The organism is Actinoplanes sp. HUAS TT8, from assembly GCF_051380535.1.
GTDB lineage: Bacteria > Actinomycetota > Actinomycetes > Mycobacteriales > Micromonosporaceae > Actinoplanes.
Genome location: NZ_CP195646.1, coordinates 735,696 through 758,850, shown reverse-complemented (window position 1 = coordinate 758,850; position 23,155 = coordinate 735,696). Strand labels below are relative to the sequence as shown.

The window sequence follows — 23,155 nt, the reverse complement described above, 5'->3', positions numbered from 1 at the left end:
CGGTGACGAATCTGGCCGTCCCGCCCCTGTTCGCTGCCCTGTCCACCGCTCGCCGGGTGCTGATCGCCGGTGCCGGCGGTGGCTTCGACGTCTACGCCGGTCTTCCCCTGGCCTTCGCCCTGCACGCCGCCGGGACCGAGGTGCACCTGGCCAGTCTGTCCTTCTCCGAGCTGGAGCTGGTCGGCCGCGAGTCGTGGATCCACGAACACGTGGTCGAGGTGACGCCGGAGACGACGAGCCCGGACTGGTACTTCCCCGAGGGCACCCTGGCCCGCTGGCTGGCCGCGAACGATCTGCCGTCGACGGTCTACGCGTTCCCGCCGCTGGGTGTGCAGACGCTGCGCGAGGCGTACCGGTTCCTGATCGACCGGCTGGAGCTGGACGCGATCGTGCTGGTCGACGGCGGCACCGACATCCTGTGCCGGGGCGACGAGAACGGGGTCGGCACCCCGGTGGAGGACATCACCAGCCTCGGCGCGGTGACCGCCCTGGACGTGCCGGTGAAGCTGGTGACCTGCCTGGGTTTCGGGATCGACGCGTACCACGGGGTCAACCACGTGCAGGTGCTGGAGAACCTGGCCGCGCTGGACCGGGAGGGCGGCTATCTGGGCGCCCTGTCGATTCCCGGGTCCAGCCCGGAGGCGATCCGGTACCGGGACGCGGTCGCGCACGCCGCGAAGAACACGCCGGACCGGCCGAGCATCGTGAACGGCCAGATCGCGGCGGCGCTGGCCGGCGAGTTCGGCGACGTCCAGTTCACCCGCCGGACCAGCGGCAGCGCCCTGTTCGTCAACCCGCTGATGGCCATGTACTTCACGGTCGACCTGGACAAGCTGGCGGCGCGCTGCCTCTACCTGGACCGGATCGAGAACACCGTCGGCCGCCGCCAGGTGATCACCCGGATCGAGGCGTTCCGCAACGAGGTCACCGTCCGGACGCCCCGCGTGTACCCCCACTAGGTCTGGGGGTGCCAGCCGGCCGGCGGGTCCTCGCCGACGCGGCCGTCGACCGCCTCGCGCAGCAGGTCGGCGTGGCCGGTGTGCCGGCCGTACTCCTCCAGCAGGTCGAAGAGCAGGCGCCGGAGACTGATCGGCTGCCCGTCCGGGCCGGTGAGCTGAACCGGACGGTCGAGGCCGCCTTCGGCCAGGGCTTTCGTGTAGCGCTCGCGAGCCGCGGCGACCGCCGAGTCCCACAGGGCGTAGAGCTCGTGCGGCGAGTCGTCCGCGGCCGAGCGGAAGTCCCAGCCCTCTTCGCCGAGGGCCGGCCGCCAGCGTTCACCGGGTGACCCACCGTCGAGCTTCCACGTCGACTGGAAGTCCTCGACCAGGGCGAGGTGTTTGAGCAGCCCGCCCAGTGTCAGCGTGGAGGCGCCGATCGTCGTCGCCAGGCCGGCGGCGTCGAGGCCATCGGCCTTCCACCGGAATGTCGCCCGCTGCCGGTCGACGGCGCCGAGCAGGTGTTCGATCTCGGTCCCGGCGAACGGCGGTTCCCACCAGTTATCGGTCATTCAGCCACCGTAGGGCGCGACCCGGCCGTGCGCAGTCCCCGCAGGCGGCGGGCCTCGGCCGGGTCGGTGACCGGGACGGCGGCCAGGAGTTCCTTCGTGTACGGGTGCTGGGGCTGGTCGTACACCTCAGCGGTGCGGCCGATCTCGACGATCACGCCGTCCTTGAGGACGGCGACCCGATCGGCGATGCGGCGCAGCACGGCCAGGTCGTGCGAGACGAACACCAGGGACAGGCCGAGTTCCTCCCGTAACTCCTCCAGCAGGGCCAGGACCTGGGCCTGGGTGGTGACGTCGAGCGAGGAGACCGGCTCGTCGCAGACGATCAGGCGCGGGGACGGGGCGACGGCCCGGGCGATGCCGACGCGCTGGCGCATGCCGCCCGACAGCTGGTGCGGGTAGCGATCGTATTCGGACGCGGACAGGCCGACCCGTTCCAGCAGGCCTTCGACGCGGGCCCGGGGGTCGCGGACACCCTGCAGGCGCAGCGGGTCGGCGATGCTCTCGCCGATCGTGCGCCGCGGGTTGAGCGACGACAGCGGGTCCTGGAAGACCATCTGCACCGACCGGCCGCGCCGCCGGCCGATGTCCACCCCGTCGAATGTTATCGATCCGGAGGTGGCCGGGATCAGGCCGACCATCATCCGGGCCAGGGTGGTCTTGCCGGTGCCGGACTCGCCGACGATGCCGAGCGTCTCGCCCGCGTGCACGTCCAGGCTGACGCCGTCGACGGCCCGGACCGGCGGCGGTTTGCGGAACGATCCGCGGCGCGGCTGCGGGAAGTGCTTGCGGACGTCCTGAACGCGCAGCAGCGGTGCGCCCGGCTCGAAATCGCGGTCGACCGGCTTGGGCACCGCGTCGAGCAGCGCCCGGGTGTACTCGTTCCGGGGCGTGAGCAGGACGGACTCGGTGCGGCCGGACTCCACGGCCCGCCCCGAGCGCATCACGATGACCGAGTCGGTCGACCCGGCCACCACGCCCAGGTCGTGGCTGATCAGCAGCAGGGCCGCCCCGGTGGTGGCCCGGACCTCGTCGAGCAGGTCGAGGATCTGGGCCTGGACGGTGACGTCGAGCGCCGTGGTGGGCTCGTCGGCGACGATCAGTTCCGGTCGGCAGGCGATCGCCATGGCGATCAGGGCGCGCTGCCGCATGCCGCCGGAGAACTGGTGCGGGTACGACGCGGCCCGCCGTGCCGGGTCGGGGATGTGCACCTGGCCGAGCACCTCGACGGCCCGGTCCCGCGCGGCCCGCCGGGTCGAGCCGGTGTGCAGTCGGTACACCTCGGCGATCTGGTCGCCGACGGTCTGGAACGGGTTCAGCGCCGTGAGCGGTTCCTGGAAGACCATGGCGATCCGCGCGCCGCGGATCTCGTTCCACGGAGGGTCGCCTGCTAAATCCGTACCGTCGAATCGGATTTTTCCGGAAAGAGAACCACCGCTGAGACCCAGCAGGGACAGCGCGACCGTGCTCTTGCCCGAACCGGACTCGCCGACGATGCCGAGCGAGCCGCCGGCCTCCAGGTCGAAGGACAGTCCGTCGACGGCCTTGCGATCGCCGAACGAGATCCTGAGGTCTTCCACGTTCACGAGAGTCATCGCAGTTGCACCCGGGGATCGACGGCGGCGTAGAGCAGGTCGGCGGCGGCGTTGGCGATCACGATGATCAGGCCGGTGAGCAGGGTGACCCCGACGACCACGGGCAGATCGATCTGGTTGACCGCGCCGACCAGCAGCTGGCCGACGCCGGGCAGCCCGAACATGGTCTCGGTCAGCACCGCGCTGGTCATGATCGAGGCGACGTCGACCGCGGTCAGCGTGACCAGCGGCAGCAGCGCCCCGCGCAGGGCCTTGCGCCAGAGGATGCGCCTCTCCGGGATTCCGTACGCCCGGGCGGTGCGGATGTGGTCCTCGGCCAGGCTCTCCTGCAGTCCGGCCCAGGTCAGCCGGGCGTAGGCGGCGGTCTGGATCACCGCGAGCGCGATCCAGGGCAGCAACAGGTTCTGCGCCCAGAGCAGCGGATCGTTGGTGAACGGCACGTACTGCGGGAACGGCAGCCACTGCAGGCGCACGCAGAAGAGCAGAAGCAGCAGCAGGCCGACCAGGAAGACCGGGGTCGCATAGCCGGCCAGGACCAGGCCGTTGACCAGGCGGTCGATCCAGCGGTAGCGGCGCAGGCCGGAGAGCAGCCCGGCCCCGATGCCGAGGATCAGCGACAGGATCTCGGCGCCGATCGCGAGGGAGAACGAGACCGGGATCCGGTCCATCAGCAGGGTGAACACCGGCTGCGACGTCTCGAACGAGTAGCCCAGGCAGGGCGCCGGGCAGTGCCGCACGCTCGGGCCCAGCGAGTAGTCGCGCCCGGCGACGATGCCCTGCAGGAAGTGCCAGTACTGGGTGAGGATCGGGTCGGCCAGGCCCATCGCGGCGCGCACGTCGGCCAGCCGTTCCGGGGTGCAGCCCTTGCCGCAGGCCAGGATCGCCGGATCGGACGGCGCCAGGTAGAACAGGGCGTAGATCAGGGCGGAGAGCGCCAGCAGCACGACCAGGCCGCCGATGATCCGCCGCAGCAGGTGACCGATCATCGCAGGACCTCCCGCTGACGCGGGTCCAGCACGCGGCGCAGTCCGTTCGCGACCAGCACGAACGACAGCAAGGTCAAGAACAAGAGCAACCCCGGGAGGAAGACGTACGTCGGGTCGGCCCGGAACCAGGTCGTCGCGCTGGACAGCATCTGGCCCCAGGACGGGGTGGGCGGGCGCACGCCGACGCCCAGGAACGACAGCCCGGCCTCGGCCACCATGTTGGTCGGCAGCAGCAGAGCGGCGTAGGTGAGGATGGGCGCGGTCAGGCCGGGCAGGATCTCCCGCCGGGCCACCCGCCACCAGGGCGCACCGGCCACCTGGGCCGCGGCCACGTAGTCGCGGGTGCGCAGGGTGAGGGTCTCGCCGCGGCTGATCCGGGCCGTGCCGCCCCAGCCGAGCACCGCGATCACGGTGGCCAGGATCAGCGGCCGGGGCCAGTCCGGCGGCACGATGGCCAGCAGCGAGATGGCCATGACCAGCGCCGGGACGGACAACACGAGGTCGATGACCCGGCTCAGCCCGGCGTCCGCCCAGCGTCCGCCGAGCCCGGCCGCGACCCCGACGGTCACGCCGAACAGGACCTCCAGGAACGTGGCGGCCACGGCGACCCCGACCGACACCTGGGCGCCGTAGACCAGGCGGGCGAACAGGTCACGGCCGGTGCCGGGCTCGACGCCGAGCCAGTGCTCGCCGCTGATCCCGCCGAACGCGCCGATCGGCACGCCGCCGCGGGCCGAGTCGAGCAGCGTGTCGTGGTACGTGGTGTAGTCCTGCCCGGCGAGCGCGGCCAGCAGCGGGGCGGTGATTGCGACCAGCAGCATGATGGTCGCGATCACCGCCCCGGCCATGAAGCCGCGCTCTTTCAGGAGCGCACGGATCACTTGACCGAGATCCGGGCGATGTCGAGCTGGCCGCGCCACCCGTCGGCGTACGCGTTCTTGACGTTCTTGCCGACCAGGTAGACGTCCTTCTCGTGGGTCAGCGGGATGACCAGCGCCAGCTTGCCGATCTTGGCGTCGAGCGCGCCCCAGCGGGCGGCCGCGGCGGCCGGGTCGGTCAGCGCGTTGATCGCGTCGATCTCGCTGTTCGTCTCCGGGTCGTTGTACTGGGCCAGGTTGAAGTTGCCGCCGGCGGTGATGATCTGGCGACCGTCGAAGATCGGGATCAGGAACGGGCCGCCGGACGGCCAGTCGGCACCCCACGTGGCCAGGGACAGGCCGGGCTGGGTGGCCGGCTTGCCGGTGACGTCCCGGTAGGTGGCGGTGTCGATCGCGTTCAGCTTGACCGTGACGCCGGCCTGCTTGAACGCCTCCTGGATGGCCGACGCGACCTTCGGGCCGATGCCCTCGCTGTCGTCGTTCTCGTAGGCCAGGTCGATGCTCAGGTTGCTGAGGCCGGCCTCGGCCAGGACCTGCTTGGCCTTGTCGGCGTTACCGGTGTCGCCGGCCGGGAACCAGTCGTACTGCTGGTAGCCGAGCGCCTTCTGCGGGGGCAGGAACGTGGTGGACGGGCCGACGACCGCGGAACCGCCGAGCGCGTTGACGACCGAGGTGCGATTGATCGCGTACGAGAGAGCCTCTCGGACCTTGGGGTTGTCGAACGGCGCCTTCTTGGTGTTGAAGGCCAGGTAGGTCGTCGACGGGAACTCCCCGCGGGTGACCCGTTTGTCCAGCTCGGAGCCGGTGCCCAGCTGAGCCAGCTGTTCCGGGCCGACGACCGCGTCGGTGGTGACCGCGCTCGCATCCGGGCCGGCACCGGTCACCAGGCGCTGGTTGATCACCGCGGAGTCCAGGCCGGAGGTGACCTCGATCCGGTCCGGGCAGGCGTAGCGCAACTCGTCGATCTTGGTCGACCAGTGCGTGTTCCGCACCAGGACCAGGGACTTCTTCGGCTCGTAGGACTCCACCTGGTACGGCCCGGAGGAGATCGGGTGCTTCTCGTAGTCGACGCCGGTGTCCTTGGCCTTGGGCACCGGGGCGAACTGGGTCGCGGTGGCCAGGAACGGGAAGTCACCCTCGGGCTTGCTCAGCTTGAAGACGATCGTCTTGTCGTCCGGCGTCTCGATCGACGTGATGCCGTCGGGCTGCTTGTACGGGCCCTGGTAGTCGGCCGCGCCCTGCAGCCAGTCGCGCAGGTAGGGCGCGCCGCCGGGGAGCTCGGGGGCGAACGAGCGCTCGATGCCGTACTTCACGTCGGCCGCCGTGATCGGCGTGCCGTCCTCGAACTGGATGCCGTCGCGCAGGTGGTAGGTCCACGTCTTGGCGCCGTCGGACGGCGTGCCCAGGTCGGTCGCCAGGTCCGGCGCGGGCTTGGTGCCGGCCTCGCCGGGCTGCCGGTTACGCGTGGTCAGCGTGCGGAACAGCAGGGAGGGCAGGTTGCCGCCGCCCGAGGTGTAGAGCCGGGCCGGGTCGAGGTGGTTGATGCCGCCCTGGTTGAGGACGGTCAGCGTGCCACCCTGGCAGGTCGCCGGGTCGAAGGCCGCGTTCGAGGTGGTGGTGTCACCACCGCCTCCACCTTGGCAGCCGGCGAGTAGCACGGTTGCGGAAAGGAGAACGGGTACCAGTTTGCGCATGCGCCGAAACCTAGCGGATCGATAGGCAATGTGCACTATCCCCGCAACAATCGATGCAAATCGTTTAAATTTGGGATCCGGCCGGGCTTGTCACCCGGCCGGATCGTCCGCGCTCAGCCGCAGGCGACGGCGTCGGCCGCGGTAAGGTAGGTCCGGACGTAGTCGAACGACGGGGTGGCGCCCGTCGCGTTCATCGAGACCAGACCGATTTTGTACGTGCCGGTATGCGGCTGCGTCCACACGCCGCCCCAGGTCCAGGTCGTACCGTCGACACTCGACGCCTCGCGGACCTCGTCCTCGTTGTTCACCGCGTCGAAGTGGTACCGCAGCCGCAGCCACGTCGTCCCGGCCGCCGGCCCGCCGAACATCGGCGCGTTCGCCACCACGACCCCGCGCTCCCCTTCCTTGCCGAACTCGACCTGATGGGTCACCTCGCTCGTCCCGCTCAGCGGCAGCACCGAATGCGCGAGCTTGAACCATCGGTCGTCGTTCTGGTAGAGCAGCAGCCCGGCCTGCTGGTTCCCGCGCGTCCCGTCGAAGGTCAGCTTCGTCTCGACCGTGAAGTCGCCCGGCGGGGCCGTACGGGTCAGCACCGACGCGGTGTTCGTGCCGGTGTAGAGCTCCGCATTCTGGGTCGGCCAGACCAGCGCGCCGGCGGTCAGCGTGGTGTCGCCCTTGCCGCGGATCCAGGTCCAGGCCGGATCCGAGCCGTCGAACTCGTCCGAGTACGCCGGCAGTTGCGCGCCCGGCGCAGGGTCGGCGATCCGCCGGGTGGCCGGCGTGTACAGGGGCGCCGCACCGATGTTGTCAGCGGCGGCACCGGCCGCGGTCGCCGCCGCGCCGATCCGGCCGGTCGACGGCAACGCGCTCGGCAGCGTCAGCGAGACGGTGGCGACGGCGTCGCGCAACCGGTCGGCGGAGACCTCCACGGTCAGGTTCCGCCCACGCCGCTCGGCGGCGACGTTGTGCCACGCGCCGAACGAGAACCCGGCGGGCAGGGCCGCTGTCCGGTCACTCCGCTTTCCGCGTACGGTCGTGGCGACATCCAGCTGGTTCGTCGCCCGGTCCAGCCACGCGACGACGTGGTTGCGCCGGTCGGCGTAACTGATCACCAGGCCGGCCCCGGTGCGGACGTCACCTTCAACCCGTACGTCCCCGGATATGGCTTTGGCGCTGAGCGAGAACGACGCCCCGGCCGCGGACAGGAACGCGCCCGCGTCCTCCTCCTCGACCGTGGGCCAGGTCGTGTCCCACCCGGTGGTCCCGTCCACCGCCCACGACGTCACCGGTGCGGCCTGCGCGGACTCGGACGGCCCGGCCCCGGCCCGGACCACCGGCCAGCCGTCGATCCAGTCGAGACGGTCGATCAGCAGCGGACGCTTGGTGAGATTGAGCGTGGCCCCGTTAGCGCCGGTGATCGGCCCGAAATCCGGGTCGCCGGACGGGATCGCGTGGTAGACCAGCCAGTCCTGCCCGGCCAGGTCGGTGGCGATCGCGTTGTGGCCGGGCCCGACCCAGCGGTTCCCGTTCGACGTCAGGACGATTCCGTCCTTGCTGGTCAGCGCCATCAGGTCGAGACCGCTGGGCGTCACGAACGGGCCACGCGGGCTGGTCGACCGGCCCACCTTGACCGTGTAGCCGCTGAACGCGCCGTCACAACACCCGGCATCCGAGAAGAACAGGTAGTAGAACCCGCCGCGGTGCACGACGAACGAGCCCTCGGCCCGGCGCCCCCGGCCGACCTGGGTGACCACGCCGACCCGGGCCGTCGCGTCGGCTGACAACTGCTGCACGCAGAGCGTGTCGTAGCTGCCCCAGTAGAGGTAGTTCGTGCCGTCGGTGTCGGTGAACAGCGCCTGGTCGATGGTGCCGGTCGGGCAACCGCTGTCGGACGGCTTGATCAGCAGGCCGTGGTCGGTCCAGGGCCCGAGCGGAGTGGTTCCGGTGAGCAGCGCGACGCCGCCGTTGGAGAGCGCGTAGGTCAGGTAGTAGCGGCCGTTGAGGTATCTGATGTCGGGGGCCCACGCTCGGGTGCTCGCCGCCCAGTAGGACGGCTTGGTGGTGATGCCGTCAGCACGGTAGGTCCAGTGCACCAGGTCCGGCGAGGAGAGGATCGGAAGAATGTGCTCGCCGGTCTCGCCTCGGCTGTTGAAGATCGGGTTGGTGGTTCCGTAGGCGTACCAGGAACCGTCCTTGCCCCGGATCACGGTGGGATCCGGGAAGGTGTCGACGGTTCCGGTGCTGACCGGGTTCGTGTAAGTGGCCGGTTCTTTTGCGGGGCCGGCTACCAGCGGCGGCTCTGCTTGCGCGGCGCCGGGTGTCATGAGGGTGGCGGTGACCATGACGAGTGCCATCACATGGCGAATGTTCATGTGGGACGACTCCTAGCGGGTCCGATTTGTCCGGCCGACCGTATTCGCGCCCCAATTTTTCCGGCAACAGACCGGCATATTCACACCCGTCACAACTGTTGCGGCTCCGTCAGCGTGCGTGGGTGAAGAGCCGGCGGCCGTCTCAGCAGCCGTCCTTGGCGTCGGACCAGAACTTCTTCTCCCCGGTCTTCTCGAAGTTCTTCATGTACCCGACGATGACCTGGCCCGGAGCCAGCCCGCGGACATCGGCGGCAGTGAACTCGAAATCGGTGACGGCCGTTCCGAGGGCGTCGACGTCATGGCGGTCGTACGTGCCGAGGTGATACTCCTGGCCGGGCACGAGATCGGTCAGGTCCGTCCCCGTGGTGCCCGTGGTCAGCGCGCTGGCCTCCGCGACCGACCAGCCCGGCGGCGTCGGCCCCAGCAGCGGGACAGAAGTCGGCAGGGGCACCGAAAGAGACCTCCGGAGGGTCCAGCCCCGGGCCGTTTCCGGAGGACCATCCTTCGTGGCCGGGACGACGGTGACCTCGACGATCTGATAGTGCGGGCAGTCGTAGAGCAGAACCACCGGCCGGCCGTCCCGCAGCGTCAGGCCGGCCAGGGCTCGGACGCTGACCGCATGCCCCAGCGTCGGGAGCAGAAAGATCGCCACGGCGACGGCCAGGGCCACCATCGTGAGGACGCGCGTCTTGGACATGTCTCCCGCACCGCTCTTCCGCGCCTGTCGGATCTTCGGTATCGCCGACCAACGACGCGAGGCTAGACCTGCCCCGCAATCAAGCGTGGCCCGCGGCGTCTTGTCTCTTAGGCGTTTCTTACGGGATCGATGCGGCTGGTCACAGGAAGTCGAGCGATTCTCGTATCGGGCGCTCATGCCTCGAAGCCGAACACGGAGTCCCCCGATGACCGACGAGAATCCCTCGCAGCGTTCTGTTCCTTCCTCCGAGTCCACCGAACCACCTACCGCGCCGATTCCGGTGACCCCGTCGGCGCCGGCTGCCGCAGCTCCGGCGCCTGCTCCCGTGGCGGCGGACCCGGCTCCGGTTGGCGCGTCGGCTGAGCCCGCCCACGCGTCGACCGTGGCCGGGCAGCCGGTCGCTGCGACCGCTGAACAGCCGACCATGCACGCCGCTGGCCAGCCGGCCGCGGTTCCCGCTGGGCAACCGACTGCAGTTCCGGTCGGGCAGCCTGTGTCCGGGCCGGCTGCGGCCGGGCCGGCGGTGCCGCCGCCTCCGCCCGGGTGGGCTTATGTTGCGGCCGGGGATGCCGGTAGTGAGCTTCCGCCTCCGCCGCCGGGGCTTGCCTATGTTCCGGCTGGGCCGCCGCGTGGGCCTCGGGGTCCGCGGGGTGGGCGTGGCCGGTGGGGTGGGCGCCGGGTTCCGATTCTGGCGACGATTGCCGCTCTGCTGATCGGGTGTGTGCTCGGGGCGGGGATCACCGCGGTCGGTGGGGCGGTTTTCGGTCACCACCGTGGTGATCACCGGCAGTCCGGGCCGGGTGGTGGTCGGTTCGGGCATGACGAGTTCGGGCCGGGTGGCAACGGGCGGGGCGGTTTCGCTCCGGGCCGGCGCGACGACGGCGGGTTCAACGGTAACCGGGGCAACCCTGGTAACCGGGGCAACAACGGGAACCAGCCCGGGACCGCGCCGAGCGCGGCAACTCCGGCCCCCTCTGCTTCGAGCTGAGACCGCGAGAACCGGGCTGGCCGGGTAAGCACAGCTCGACGGGTTCGCGGGCGGGCCGGCGCGGGCGAGCATGTCGCCCGCCGGGCTTGCTGGTTGGTGAGGACGAGCAGGTCAGGACGGGTTTGTTGCCGTGAGGGTGACCACCTGCCCAGATCGCCCCGGAGGGGTTCGCGTTCTGGACGCGCCAGCGGCCAGCGAACCCCGCAGGGGTCCCCGCGGGAGCGGCGGCCCGGACCACCGCCGACGTAGGACATGAAGATCTTGAAGTTGATCTTGAATGGGTAAAAGAACGGGCCGCCCGGGATGATCCCCGGGCGGCCCGATCAGTTGATTCAGCGGACGGCGACGTTGAAGAGCGGGTTCGCGGCCAGCTTGCGGAACGACTTGAGCGACGCGGCCGAGCTGTCGATGCTGATGTCGCGGTCGCCGAACAGGTCCTTCTTGGTGTCGAAGTACACGATCGCCTTGATCGCCGGGCGACGCGCGAGCTCGGGCAGGACGCTGTTGAACTGGGCCGACTTGTCGACGACCTTGCCGACGCGGTGGTAGGCGCCCCACTCGGCGACCATGATCGGCTTGCCCGGGTGGTTCTTGGTGGCCCAGTCGTACCAGCCCTGGGTGGAACCCTTGGCCTTACGGTCGAGCAGGTCCTTGAACACGCCGGCGTGGTAGTAGTTCTTCTCCGAGCTGACGTACGAGTCCAGGCCGATCCAGTCGACGACGTCGTTGCCCGGGTAGAGGTCCTTCCACCAGGACTGGGCCATCCACTTCTCGTTGCCCATGTACCCGATGACGCTCACCGCGTTGCTGACGCCGTCGGCGCGCAGGCGCTTGATCACGTGCCGGAACGACGCCGCGAAGTCCTTGGCGGTCATGCCCGAGTTCGCGGCGGGGCGGACGTCGTCCTCGGGCTCGTGGTTGAGCACCAGGAAGAACTTCTCGTTGAACTTGCTCTTGAGGCGGGCGGCGAACGCGTCGATGCGCCGGTCCTCACGGCCTGCGGCGACGCCGGCCCAGGTCGAACCGTACTCGACGCGCCAGTTCATCAGCAGCACCCGCGGGTGCGCCGAATCCCGAGCCATCCGGATCTCGGCGTCGGTCGGGAACTTCTCGTCGCCCTTGTGGTACGTGTGGAAGATCGTCGCCGTGCGGCCGCTGAGCTGCTCCCAGTTGCGGTGCTCGACGTCGCGCGGCTTGCCGGTGAAGCCGCCGGCCGCCGCGCCCCACAGGACGCCGCAGGTCGGGACGAGCTTGGCGCCGGTCTCGCAGTGCGTGCCGGAAGTGCTGGCGGCGGTCGGCGAGGCCTGGGCCGGCGTGCCCGTCACGACACCGGCGACACCGGCGGCGAGAGCGGTCAGCGTCAGTACGGTCTTGCGGAGCGTCGAGCGCTTCACAGTGAATCTCCCCCATGTTGTCCGGCGGTGTTGCCCGCCGGGCATGGGTAGAAGATTCCGGGAACGGAGTTGTCACGACGGTGCCCGTAAAGGTGCCCGCCGGTTGCGGTCCCCGGGGCCGCTCGGGGTTAATCGTCGGCGGCGCTCACCCGCACTTGAGAACTCCTCCGGAACAGCCTCCAGAGGCGTCCGGCGAAGATCACGATCAAGAGCCAGAGGATATACGCCGTGAAGCTCCACCCACCGCCGCTGAGCTGCAGGTCGGCGCCGTCGACGGTGACGGTCTGGGCGTGCTGCAGGAACATCAGCCCGGAGTAGGCGAACGTGCCGCTGCCGTGCGCGGCCCGCACCCCGTCGGCGAACGCGCCGGTCGCCTCGCTGAGCACGAAGTTGAGGATCAGCGGGGTGAACCCGGCCGCGGTGATCGCCCCGATCCACGAGTGGCGGGGCCGGTCCCCGAACTCGGCCCGCAGGTACTGCTCGGCGAGCCCGCGGCTCCCGCCGATCCGGCGCAGCGCCTCGCCGGTGCCGACGTCGGCCGACGCCTCCAGCAGGTTGGCCCGGACCTCCCGGCGGGTGGCGATGCGCCGGGCCCGCGGCAGGTCGTAGATCTGCTGGTCGAGCATCCAGACCAGGCGCTCGATGCGCAGCCGGTCGAACCATCCGATGGTCATGTCAGGCTCCTGAGGTCGAGGGGTGGGGCCGGGACAGCACCGCCTGGACACCGGCGACGTGCCGGTCCCAGGCGGCGATGGCGTCGGCGAGCGCGCGGTGGCCGTCGCCGGTGAGCCGGTAATACTTCCGGGCGGGGCCGCCCGGGGACGGCACCAGACGGGTCTCGACCCGCCCCTCCCGGAGCAGGCGGTTCAGCGCCGGGTAGACGCTGCCCTCCAGCACGTCGGCGAAGCCGGCGGCCTGGAGGCGCTGGACGACCTCGTACCCGTACGACTCCCGCTCGGCCAGCAGGTGCAGGAGCAGGAGCGACAGGACGCCCTTGAGGAGTTGTGGATCGTGGCTCTCCGTCACACTCCTATACTGTGGCCAGTACTGGGCAATGTCAAGTACTCAGCATTTGCGCCAGGCGACGTGGTACGTGGTGTCCAGGTTGCCGTCGGCCGAGTCCATGGTCAGGAAGCTGGTGGCCGTCCGCGCCGACGGTCCGCCGCTGACCCGCAACTCGGTGTTCACGTTGAGATAGCGCTGCTCACCGCAGTCCAGGAAGGACATCGACCCGACCTCGACCCGATCCGAGTGCTGCCAGTCGCTGTCCATCCAGCCCTGGAAATCGCGCCGCACCCGCGTCGTGTACCGCTCACCCTGGAAGTAGTAGGAGGCGGTCTCCGAGCCGGTCGCCCCCTGCTCCAGATGGCCATAACCCCGATAATCAACACCGGCCATCGCGTACGTGTAACCGGACGGCACATGCACGTCGAGCGCCATCTGGCAGTTCCGCCGCCCGTCGAGCGCCCGCGCCGTCGGGCCCGCCTGGGCGATGAAGTCGCTGTAGGTGACCGTGAACGCGGTATTGTCCGGCGACACCTGGATCTTCGCGCTGGTGCCGGGGCAGCCGGAGCCGTTGGCCGACACCACGCTGATCACCATCCGATCCGGCGGGGGTGGGGAGAGCAGCGGCGCCTTGACCGGCGCGACCGCCGCCGTGAGGGCCAGGGCACCCGCCGTGAGTGTGGTCAGCATTGACGTACCTCCGATGAGAAAGTGAATGGGAATGGCGCCGGGAATGGCCGGGACGCCGCCCAGGAAACGTACGATTCGCGCGGTCCGAAATCGGTGACATCACGACACGACCCGCTGCCATTTGTCCGATTGGCGCATCAGCGTCCCGGCCGTCCGGTCAGAGATGGGCGGTTTCGCCACATTGGCGACGGTGCGGTGCTATGGGCACATGGTTACCGGTCGGGTAATCGACGCGGCCGCCGTTTCGATGACATCGTGCGGAGCATGACCATCAAGGACATTTTCCTGGACGCGTTCGGCCGATTCGCCGCCGGTGACGTGGATGTGCTGCGCGAGGTCATCCGCGACGACTTCGTCAACCACGACCCGGCCACCCCGCGCGACAAGGACGGCTTCATCGACGCCACCATCAACGGCCCGATCGCCTCGTCGACCCTCGACCTGCGGCGGGTGATCGCGGATGACGAGTTCGTGGTCGCCCACTTCCTGCTGACCACGCCCGAGGGCGGCCTGGGCGAGGCGGTGGTCGACATCTGGCGCTTCGAGGGCGATCTGATCGTCGAGCACTGGGACGTCTCCCAGACCGCCACCGCCCCTGACCAGGTCTGACCGTCCGGCCCCGGCCGCCCGGCCGGGGCCGCACCGGGGTCAGCCGGGGAGGCCGGCCGCCTTGAGCTGGTGCCGGATCGCCGGCGTCAGCAGGGTCATGGCCGTGTCGGTCACGTGCGACGCGTCCCGGTAGAGCGTCACCCCACCCCGCACGGCGGGACACCGCGGCCCGTCCCCCGGGCAGAGGTAGGTGTTCACCTCGATCACGGTCGCGAAGCCCAGCGACGTCGCCGTGCGCGGCTCGCCGAGGGGGTCCGCGCGCAGGCCGTCCGCACGCTTGAAGGCGCACGGTCCCCAGTCCGGCAGGGCGCCGGACAGGCAGGTGGGGACGTCCAGGTTCGGTGTCGGGGTGTCCTTCAGGTAGAGGATCGGGACCCCGAGCGCACCGAGCCGTGACAGGGTGGCCCGCCAGCCGGCGAGCAGGTCCGCACCCTGCGAGTACCAGTTGAGCGCGCTGACGAAGATCATCTGTGGCGCCGGCTCGCTCGCCAGCCGGTCCAGGGTGTTCGCCCGCCAGGTGTCGCACTCGGTGTACCGGCGTTTCAGCGCCGAGTTGGTCACCGTCAGCTCGGGCAGCGGGCAGCCGGCCTTGGTCAGGATCTCCGTGGACCAGCCGTGCGAGGCCGCGATCGCCTGCACCGGGGCGTACCACTGACCGGCGTGCGAGTCGCCGAGGAGAACGACCCGGTTCCGGTCCGGTCCGGCCGGGCCGGCGGTCCCGGACGGCCCGATCAGACACGGCGGCGAGCTGGTGTCCTTGAGGGCGACGATGCACTCGGCCGGATGCCGCGGCGTGTCCCGGACGGCGTCGAGCACGCCGGGCCGGACCGGGCCGCTGGTCGCCCCGGTGAACGGGTCGGCCGGGCTGTCCGGCGCGAAGAGCGCGACCGGCCGGCTCGCGCGGCCGTCGTCGGTCAGCCCGCCGAGGTCGACGTCGGCCTTCAGCCGGACCAGCAGCGCGGTCACGCCGATCGTGGCCGTGAGCAGGGCGGCGATCGCGATCCAGGCGGGCCGGGAGATCCGGGCCCGGGCGACCGGACGTTCGACGGCAAGGTGGGTGAGGGCGGCCAGACCGAGCGCGCCGGCCGCGAGCGCCGCCTTCATCGGCCGGCCGACGTCATGCCCGACCAGGGCCGGGACGATGATCATCGGCGGCCAGTGCCACAGGTACCACGGGTAGGAGAGGGTGCCGAGTCCCTGCAGAGGTCGCGGGGTCAGGAGCCGCTCGCTCAGCGTGGGCGCACCGGAACCGCCGGCGATGACGGCGGCCGTGCCGAGCACCGGCAGCAGCGCGTTCCACCCGGGGAAGGCGGTCGCGTCGTCGTAGACCAGCCCGCCGGCGAGGATCGCGGCCAGCCCGGCGACGACCGCCGCCTCCCGGATCGGCCGGGGCAGCCGCGCGCACGGCCGGCGGGCGAGGGCGACGAGGGCGCCGAGGCCGAACTCCCAGGCGCGCGACGGCAACGAGAAGTAGGCCAGCGGCGCGTCATCCCGGACCAGGACCTGGGACACCACCAGCGACGCGACGGCCGCCCCGGACAGGACGACGGTCAGCCGCCCCCGCCGGCGCCGCCGGCCGGCGAGCACGACGACGGTGATCAGCAACGGCCAGACGAGGTAGAACTGCTCCTCGACGGCGAGCGACCAGAAGTGCTGCAACGCGCTGGGCGGGTCGGTGGCGTTCTGGTAGTCGACGCCTTCGATCGCGAGCCGGACGTTGAGCCCGTACACCGCGGTGAGGATCGCGTCCGTGGTCAGGCCGCGCACCCGCAGCGGCGGCATGACGACGGCCGCGGTCACCAGCGTGGTGACGACGACGATCGCGGCGGGCAGCAGCAGGCGCCGGGCCCGGCGGACGTAGAACTCCACGAATCGCAGGCGGCCCCGCTCCCGGATCTCGCCGAGCAGGTTGCCGGTGATCAGGTAGCCGGAGATGACGAAGAAGACGTCGACGCCGACGTATCCGCCGCCGATGCCGGGAACGTCCGCGTGGTAGAGCACCACCAGGAGCACCGCGACGGCGCGGAGTCCCTGCACGTCCGGCCGGAAGCGCCGCGGTGGCGCCGGGGGCGGGGTCAGCCGCCGGGTCGTGACCTCGGAGCTGCGCAGGGGGACGGTCGTGGGCGTCGCCATCTCAGGAGGTCCGCAGGTACAGGTAGAAGCGGTTGGCGTCGTACCTGTGCTTGGGCCACGACCCGGCCGGTTCGTACCGGCTGCTGTGGTTCAGCAGGGAGATCAGGTAGGCGGTGTCGTCGTCGAGCTCGGCGTCCCCGGTCGATCCGGTGACGAACGTGACGCCGACGTACGTACCCTGGTCGATCGCGGCCTTGATGGCCGGCTTCCCGGCGCCGAACAGGGCGTAGTACTCCTCGAATCTCATGTCCGGGCGGTCCTTGGCGTAGAAGGCCATGGTGTTGCCGGCGTAGGCCAGATAGGTCCCCGGCCGCCCGTAATGGGCGACGGCCTTGCTCACCTGCGTGGTGTCGGGCCACTCGGTGAACATGAAGGACGAGCGGTAGAGGGCCCCGACGGCCAGGAAGTAGACCAGGGTGGTGAAGGCGACCCCCTTGACGACCCGGCCCGGAACGGTGACCAGCTGCGCCGCGACCGGCGCGAGGAAGATCGCCAGGAACGCCAGGTGCTTGTTGAACGAGACGTACTCGTGCATCCGGAACTGGCCGAGCGGGATCCCCAGGCCGGCCCCGGCGAGCACCAGGGCGGTGGCCGCGGCCAGCAGGCTCGGCCGGTCCCGCCGCGCCCACCAGCGGTGCAGGAGCACGATCACGGCGGCCGCGGTGAGCGCGGTGAGCAGCCCGGCGCCGCGGCCGAACTCGGCCAGCAGCAGCGAGAACGGGCGCGGGTTGAGGGCGACGCGGTTGGCGGTGGTGAACTCGATCCCGGGAATGATGAACGACGCGAACGGCACCAGCACGGCCAGCATCCCGAGCAGCCCGTAGACGAAGAACAGGCCGCTGCGCAGCAGGGCTCGGCGCGGCGGCAGCGGGGCGAGCGCGCCCAGCACGGCGACCACCGGCAGGAAGACCGCGGCCGAGTACTTGCAGATGCCGGCCGCGGCGATCAGGAGCCCGGCCGCGAGGGCCGACCGGTAGCGGCGACCGGACATCATCAGCGCGGCGCTGACCGCGAGCAGCGACATGCAGGCGGCGTCGTAGGTGGCCAGGTTCCCGACGAAGAGCACGGCCCCGGTCAGGACGAACGCGAGCATGGCGACCCACTGGACCCGGGCCTGCTTCCCGGCCGGGGCCAGTCGTCGTCCGATGTGGCCGACGGCCAGGGTCGCCACCGACATCAACAACAGACTCGACAGACGTACGAGCTCGACACCGCCGACGGAGTCGAGGAGCGCGGCGAACACCGGGTAGGCCATCGGGAACCCGGAGAAGTAGCCGCCGTACGAGTCAGGGGCCGCCGCGCCACCGGTGAACTGGCGCAGATACTCGTGCCCGGCGTTGATGTAGAGACCCTCGTCGTTGAAGACCACGTTGTGCAGGCGCAGGGTCAGGACGGCCTGCAGCGCGAGGACGGCGACGACCGGCAGCCACGGCAGCCACGTGCCGGCCCGGCCACGCAGGCCCGCAGGAACGAACGACAGCAACGCGGCGGCCCAGACCGGACGTTCCGGGGCGTCGGCGCCCGCACCGAACCGCAGGGCGGGCGCGAGCGGGAACAGCCGCTTGGTCACCTCACCGGGCGAGACCGCCGGCGTCATGCCCCGACCTCCAGCCGCCGGACCGGCAGCACGGGAGCGGGCAGCTCGGCCGCCGTCCGGGCCGGGCGCCGATCCCCGAGCAGGGTGCTCACGCAGAGCGCCGCGACGGGGATGAAGACGTACGCGTTCACCAGCGCGAGCAGCAGGTTCGCCCAGTAGTCGCCGGGCCCGTGGGTCCACGCCCCGCGAACCAGCCCGGCGAAGATCGCCACCTGGGTGACGGTCAGGTAGACGGCCATGGTCAGCCGGACCCGCTGGGCCAGGGGCCGTCGTGCCGCCGTCCGGGCCGTGGATCGGCGGGTGGCGTTGGTCGCCACCCACTCGGCGACCTTGCCCCGGGCCAGGTCGAGCACGCAGAACAGGTGCGCGAAACCGTAGATCGTCTGCACCCGGAGGACGTCGAAACGCCAGCGGCCGTAACTGATCACGGGATAGAGCGCGAGCCACACCAGCAGGGCACCCAGCAGCGGCAGCATGTTGGAGCTGGTCACCCGGCCCGGGAAGAACCAGAGCATGACCAGCACCGCGAGCGGGGCCAGGAGCGCGTTCATCGCCGTGGTCAGGTAGTAGACGAAACCGGACCAGAAACTGAGCCGCCGGTTCAGGGTCAGGGTGGTGTCGTCGTGGAACTCGGACTCGGCCAGCAGCGACATGGAGCCCTCGCACCAGCGGTACTGCTGGTTGATGAAGGAGTCGATGTCGTCCGGGCTCTTGCCGCGGCTCACCAGGACCGGGACATATTTGACCCGGTAGCCGGCCCGTCCCATCCGCACCCCGGTGTAGACGTCCTCGCTGTGCCCGATCAGCGGGAATCCGCCGATGGCGGCCAGCGCCTCCCGGCGGTAGATCGCCGAGGTGCCGACACAGATCGCGGCCCCGATCGCGTCCCGCGACGGCTGGATGAAGCGGTAGAACATCTCCTGGGTGGCGCCGGCGCAGCGCTCCAGCCAGGACATCGACGCGGCCGTCTCGAAATACTGCGGGCTCTGCACGATCCCGATCTCAGGATCTTCCATGTACGGCATGAGGTGCACCAGATAGTCCGGGCGGGGCGTGAAGTCCGCGTCGAGGATCGTGACGTGCGCGCCGACGGTCCGGTCCAGCGCGTACTGCAGGTTGCCGGCCTTCTTGAATTCGCTGCCGCGCCGGGAGACGTACCGGAAGCCGAACCGTGCGGCCAGGGCGGCCACCTCGGCGCGCCCGGCGTCGTCGAGGACGAAGACGGTCAGGATGCCCGGCCAGCGCAGCCGGGCGACGTGCCGGTAGGTGTTCTCGAGCATGGCCACCGGCTCGCCCGCCGTGGGGAGGAAGACGTCGACGCTGGGATGGTGGTCCGGCCGGTAGCCGTCCAGCAGCGCGCGGTGCGAGCCGGCGGTGACGGTCCGGCGGAACGTGGACGTCCGCAGGGCCAGGGCCTGCTCCACGAGCAGGGCCAGCAGCGGCGCCAGGAAGGCGAGCGTCCAGTAGCTGTTGTTCGACAGTCCCCACAGGCTGACCGCGACACCGGCGAACGCGACGGTCTGCGCCCAGAAGATCCACCGGTGTTGCGGCCGCCTCAGGTACGCGTCCACCTCGGCGTCGGCCGGCGGCTGGGGCAGCATTCCGGATCGCTGGGAGCGCCGCCGGTACCCGAACCGCAGGGACAGCAACTGGACCAGGAACGCCCGCCCGTTGCGCCAGTCGGCCTTGCTGACGCCGTGCGCCCGATCGCCGAAGGTGAACGGGACCTCGGCCACCCGCAGGCGGTGACCGGCCAGGATCTCCAGCAGGATCTTGAAACCGCGCGGGCGCAGGCGGTCGAGGTCGAGCGCGTCCCGGCGGACGCAGAAAAAACCGGTCATCGGGTCGGTGCACACGCCGCCGACCAGGCGCGGGAACAGCCCCCGGGCCAGAAGCGTGCTGCCCTTCGAGACCGCGTGGCGCCGGGCCGAGCCGAGGCCGCCGGCGTCTCCCCCGTCGACGTAGCGCGAGGCGACGACCAGGTCGGCCGACGTGTCGTCCATGGTCCGGAGCAGCTGCACGGCGACTTCCGGCGGGTGCTGCAGGTCGCCGTCCATGACCAGGACACGTGGGGTGTGCGCATGCCGGAGGCCATCGATGACGGCACCGGACAGACCACCGACGCGGGCCGGCCCGTCGCGGTGGAGCAGGCGGACCGGAATCCGGTGCCGGGTCGCCTCGGCCTCGATGACGTCCGGCGTGTCATCGGTCGAGTCGTCGACGAAAAGGACCTCCGCGGTGCCGGGCGCGAAACAGGCATCCAGGCGAGCGAGTAGTTCCGGAACGTTCCCCGCCTCATTGAAGGTTGGGATGACGATGGTGATGTCAGCCATGGACCCCCGCCCATTTTGTGGAATGCAACCGCACACATCAATTCGGCTAGAGATTACGACAGCGAATAGCCATATTTGGATACCCAGAGTGATCGATCCGGGTGGGCGGGGCCGGGCCGGACTCCTGGTCGACCGGCGCGAGATCAAACGGCCGACCACGAACCGGACTTTTCCCTTCCATTCGAAGGTGTCGCGGGCCGAAGAGCCAAAAGGGGCTCGGCCGGGCGGCGGTCATCAATCGACCAAACAGTTGATCTTGAAGGAGCCGCGATTGTCGAAACCGGGCGAATCGCGCAGTCGACCAGCTATTCGGCGGTCGAATGTTTCGCCCCGGAAAACCGGAAAACTTTGGGATTCACGCGCGAAATAAAACAATCGGGATCGCATGCCGATGGCGATGTCGAATTGGTCACCCAACCACCAGGCTCCGGCGGGCGCGGCCGGTCGAGGTGACTCACCGCGACTTCGGGCAGCTCGGGCGAATACCGCGCCCGGGCAGAAGTTTCGCCTCGGCCGAGGGCGCCTTATGTACCTTGACGGGTACGTAACCGTGCTGGTACACACGTGTCAGCGAAAGCGGACGAAGGAGCGGGGAATGACCGAGGTTGTCGGGAGTCTGCACGTGGTGGACGGGGTCGGGGTCGTCCGGATGGAGGACCGGTTCGGCACCACGATCGAGGATCTGTGGTCGGCGCTGACCGACCCGGCCCGGCTCGGGCGGTGGCTGGGCGAGATCGAGGGTGATCTGCGGCTGGGCGGGGAGTTCAAGGCGCGCTTCCACGCCAGCGGGTGGGCGGGGACCGGGCGGGTGGAGGTGTGCGAGGCCCCGCGGCGCCTGGTGGTGAACACCGTCGGCGCCGACGAGGGCGAACGGCACGTCATGGAGGCGAACCTGACGTCCGACGGGGACACGACCGTGCTGATCCTGGAGGAGCGCGGGATGCCGGTGGGGCTTCTCTCCGCGTACGGGGCGGGCGTGCAGATTCACGTGGAGGACCTGGCCGCGCACGTCGCGGGGCAGGACCGCGGCGACGGGCGGGAGCGCTGGGAGCAGCTCCACCCGGCCTACCAGGCCCTGGCGGGTGAGCTCGGCCGCTGATGTTGAATTCGGGCGGGAACCGGGGTGGAGTGTGGGACGACTAACCGGCAACCCGACGAGAGAGATCTACTGACGCTATGACGAAACGTCTCCTGATTGTCCTGGCCGCGATGGTCGCGGTGCTGGTGCCGGCCGCACCCGCGTTCGCGCACAATCCGCTGGTCGAGGCCGTGCCGGCGAAGAACTCGACGGTCAAGACGGCCCCGGCGGCGGTGAAGCTGACGTTCCTGGAGAAGCTGAACGGCTTCAAGGTGACCGTGACCGGGCCGGACGGCGCGGCGGCCGGCGGCTCCGAGCCGAAGGTCAGCGGGAAGACGGCCGAGGTGACGTTCGCCGATCCGCTGGGCAACGGGAAGTACACGGTGGCCTACCAGCTGACCGCCGACGACGGCGACGTGGTCAAGGGGTCCTACACGTTCACGGTCGACGCCCCGGTGACCGCGACCATCTCCGCCGAACCGGCCTCGGAAGCGCCGACCAGCGCACCGGCGACCGTGGCGACCCTGGCGACGACCCAGGCCGCGACCGCCGCCGAGCCGGCAAGCGACGACAGCGGCAGCGGGCCGTGGCTGGGTCTGATCGCCGGGATCGGGATCCTGGTGCTGGCCGGGGCCGCGATCTTCGTCTTCGTCCGCCGCCGCAACGCCACGAAGTAGGGCGGACCGCCGAGGCCTCGGCGACCTCGGATCGGCTGAGCCGGGTCCTATCATCGGGCCGGTGACGGTCGAAGCGGTTCGCGGGGGTGTTCCCGAGCACGGTCGGGTCCCCAAGTATTGGGTGGTCAAGAATCAACTGCTCAATCTGCTGTCGGAGCTCGGCGAGGGGGCGTTGCTCCCCGCCGAGCGGGACCTGGCGGCCGCCTACGGCGTGGCCCGGTCCACCCTGCGCCAGGCGATCAGCGAGCTGACCATGGAGGGGCGCCTGCGGGCGTACCGGGGGCGGGGCACCTTCGTGGCCGCGCCGAAGCTGGTCCAGCCGCTCGCGCTGCGCAGCTACACCGAGGCACTGCGGGAGATGGGCCGCAACCCGAGCCGGCACGTGGTGACCGTGGAGACCGTGCCGGCCGGGTCGCTCGCCGGGGAGCTGGGCATCGGCCCGGCCGACGAGGTGCTGCACCTGGAGCGGGTCCTGCTGGCCGACGACGAGCAGCTGGGGCTGGAGAGCACGTACATGCCGGTGGCGCGCTTCCCGGACGTGATGGACGGCTACGACGGCACCGGCTCGCTGTACACGCACATGATCGGGCGGTACGGGGTGACGTACGCCTCGGCCGTCGAACGCATCGAGACGGTGCTGGCCAGCCCGCGCGAGGCGATGCTGCTGGGGACGAACCCGGCGCAGCCGATGCTGTTGATGCAGCGGGTGTCGGCCGATCCGGACGGGCGGCCGATCGAGCAGGTCCGGTCGCTGTACCGCGGCGATCGCATCGGGTTCGAGACGCGACTGAGCGCGTGACGCATTCAAGGGACGCATTCCGGGACGGCCGATAACGGTTTTCCGGGTCGGGGCGGCGAATTCCGTACGGGTGGACAGTCTTTTCTTTGCTCTCCTTTAAGTGCCTGTCTGGGGCGGGTGCGGGCT

At 70.4% G+C, this 23,155-nt stretch carries 19 protein-coding genes; 5 read left to right on the top strand and 14 right to left on the bottom strand.

The window, feature by feature from the left end; all coding sequences use genetic code 11:
* The first annotated feature begins 2 nt into the window (after window positions 1-2).
* Window positions 3-959, top strand: a complete 957-nt coding sequence (locus ACSHV8_RS03345; RefSeq protein WP_436529230.1) for a DUF1152 domain-containing protein — start codon at window positions 3-5, stop codon at window positions 957-959.
* Here the strand turns inward: ACSHV8_RS03345 and ACSHV8_RS03340 are convergent.
* From ACSHV8_RS03340 to ACSHV8_RS03290, 11 genes are all read right to left on the bottom strand, one after another.
* The gene (locus ACSHV8_RS03340) at window positions 956-1,507 is read right to left on the bottom strand and encodes a mycothiol transferase (protein WP_436529228.1); all 552 of its coding nucleotides are present in this window, start codon (window positions 1,505-1,507) and stop codon (window positions 956-958) included. The two genes, ACSHV8_RS03345 and ACSHV8_RS03340, sit on opposite strands and share 4 nt — an antisense overlap.
* Entirely contained in the window at window positions 1,504-3,099 is a 1,596-nt protein-coding gene (locus ACSHV8_RS03335; RefSeq protein WP_436529226.1) for a dipeptide ABC transporter ATP-binding protein, read from the bottom strand. Before ACSHV8_RS03335 ends, ACSHV8_RS03340 begins: the two co-directional genes overlap by 4 nt.
* Window positions 3,096-4,085 carry an ABC transporter permease gene (locus ACSHV8_RS03330; protein ID WP_436529225.1) on the bottom strand — a complete coding sequence of 330 codons (990 nt, stop codon included), beginning with the start codon at window positions 4,083-4,085 and terminating at the stop codon, window positions 3,096-3,098. Before ACSHV8_RS03330 ends, ACSHV8_RS03335 begins: the two co-directional genes overlap by 4 nt.
* Window positions 4,082-4,966, bottom strand: a complete 885-nt coding sequence (locus tag ACSHV8_RS03325; RefSeq protein ID WP_436529223.1) for an ABC transporter permease — start codon at window positions 4,964-4,966, stop codon at window positions 4,082-4,084. Before ACSHV8_RS03325 ends, ACSHV8_RS03330 begins: the two co-directional genes overlap by 4 nt.
* Complete coding sequence (locus ACSHV8_RS03320; protein WP_436529221.1) at window positions 4,963-6,657, bottom strand: ABC transporter substrate-binding protein; 1,695 nt, start codon at window positions 6,655-6,657, stop codon at window positions 4,963-4,965. Before ACSHV8_RS03320 ends, ACSHV8_RS03325 begins: the two co-directional genes overlap by 4 nt.
* Before the next feature lie 113 nt (window positions 6,658-6,770).
* The gene (locus ACSHV8_RS03315) at window positions 6,771-9,029 is read right to left on the bottom strand and encodes a family 43 glycosylhydrolase (RefSeq protein WP_436529219.1); all 2,259 of its coding nucleotides are present in this window, start codon (window positions 9,027-9,029) and stop codon (window positions 6,771-6,773) included.
* Between the two features lie 142 nt (window positions 9,030-9,171).
* Entirely contained in the window at window positions 9,172-9,726 is a 555-nt protein-coding gene (locus ACSHV8_RS03310) for a hypothetical protein (protein ID WP_436529217.1), read from the bottom strand.
* A gap of 1,320 nt (window positions 9,727-11,046) precedes the next feature.
* Window positions 11,047-12,108: a glycoside hydrolase family 26 protein gene (locus ACSHV8_RS03305; protein ID WP_436529215.1), complete on the bottom strand. Its 1,062-nt coding sequence runs from the start codon at window positions 12,106-12,108 to the stop codon at window positions 11,047-11,049.
* Window positions 12,109-12,236: 128 nt separating this feature from the next.
* Window positions 12,237-12,782: a hypothetical protein gene (locus tag ACSHV8_RS03300; protein WP_436529213.1), complete on the bottom strand. Its 546-nt coding sequence runs from the start codon at window positions 12,780-12,782 to the stop codon at window positions 12,237-12,239.
* 1 nt (window position 12,783) lies between these two features.
* Window positions 12,784-13,134 carry a PadR family transcriptional regulator gene (locus ACSHV8_RS03295; RefSeq protein ID WP_436529211.1) on the bottom strand — a complete coding sequence of 117 codons (351 nt, stop codon included), beginning with the start codon at window positions 13,132-13,134 and terminating at the stop codon, window positions 12,784-12,786.
* A 39-nt stretch (window positions 13,135-13,173) separates the two neighbouring features.
* A complete protein-coding gene (locus ACSHV8_RS03290; RefSeq protein WP_436529209.1) occupies window positions 13,174-13,803 on the bottom strand; it encodes a DUF4360 domain-containing protein in 630 nt (209 codons plus the stop codon).
* Between the two features lie 264 nt (window positions 13,804-14,067).
* Between ACSHV8_RS03290 and ACSHV8_RS03285 the strand changes: the two genes are divergently transcribed.
* Complete coding sequence (locus ACSHV8_RS03285) at window positions 14,068-14,412, top strand: nuclear transport factor 2 family protein (protein WP_436529207.1); 345 nt, start codon at window positions 14,068-14,070, stop codon at window positions 14,410-14,412.
* 39 nt (window positions 14,413-14,451) lie between these two features.
* Here the strand turns inward: ACSHV8_RS03285 and ACSHV8_RS03280 are convergent, their stop codons facing one another.
* The 3 genes from ACSHV8_RS03280 to ACSHV8_RS03270 are packed head-to-tail and all read right to left on the bottom strand — an operon-like array spanning window position 14,452 to window position 20,475.
* Window positions 14,452-16,545, bottom strand: coding sequence for an acyltransferase family protein (locus ACSHV8_RS03280; protein WP_436529205.1), 2,094 nt, complete (start codon window positions 16,543-16,545; stop codon window positions 14,452-14,454).
* 1 nt (window position 16,546) lies between these two features.
* Window positions 16,547-18,142 carry an ArnT family glycosyltransferase gene (locus ACSHV8_RS03275; RefSeq protein WP_436529203.1) on the bottom strand — a complete coding sequence of 532 codons (1,596 nt, stop codon included), beginning with the start codon at window positions 18,140-18,142 and terminating at the stop codon, window positions 16,547-16,549.
* Entirely contained in the window at window positions 18,139-20,475 is a 2,337-nt protein-coding gene (locus ACSHV8_RS03270; RefSeq protein WP_436529202.1) for a glycosyltransferase, read from the bottom strand. Before ACSHV8_RS03270 ends, ACSHV8_RS03275 begins: the two co-directional genes overlap by 4 nt.
* Window positions 20,476-21,070: 595 nt before the next feature.
* Here ACSHV8_RS03270 and ACSHV8_RS03265 point away from each other — a divergent pair.
* The 3 genes from ACSHV8_RS03265 to ACSHV8_RS03255 all read left to right on the top strand — a co-directional run bounded on the left by ACSHV8_RS03265 (window position 21,071) and on the right by ACSHV8_RS03255 (window position 23,029).
* Complete coding sequence (locus ACSHV8_RS03265; protein WP_436529200.1) at window positions 21,071-21,574, top strand: SRPBCC family protein; 504 nt, start codon at window positions 21,071-21,073, stop codon at window positions 21,572-21,574.
* 77 nt (window positions 21,575-21,651) lie between these two features.
* Window positions 21,652-22,230: a copper resistance CopC family protein gene (locus ACSHV8_RS03260; RefSeq protein ID WP_436529198.1), complete on the top strand. Its 579-nt coding sequence runs from the start codon at window positions 21,652-21,654 to the stop codon at window positions 22,228-22,230.
* A 61-nt stretch (window positions 22,231-22,291) separates the two neighbouring features.
* Window positions 22,292-23,029 (top strand): GntR family transcriptional regulator, encoded by a 738-nt coding sequence (locus ACSHV8_RS03255; RefSeq protein WP_436529196.1) that lies wholly within the window; start codon window positions 22,292-22,294, stop codon window positions 23,027-23,029.
* The last annotated feature ends 126 nt before the right edge of the window (window positions 23,030-23,155 follow it).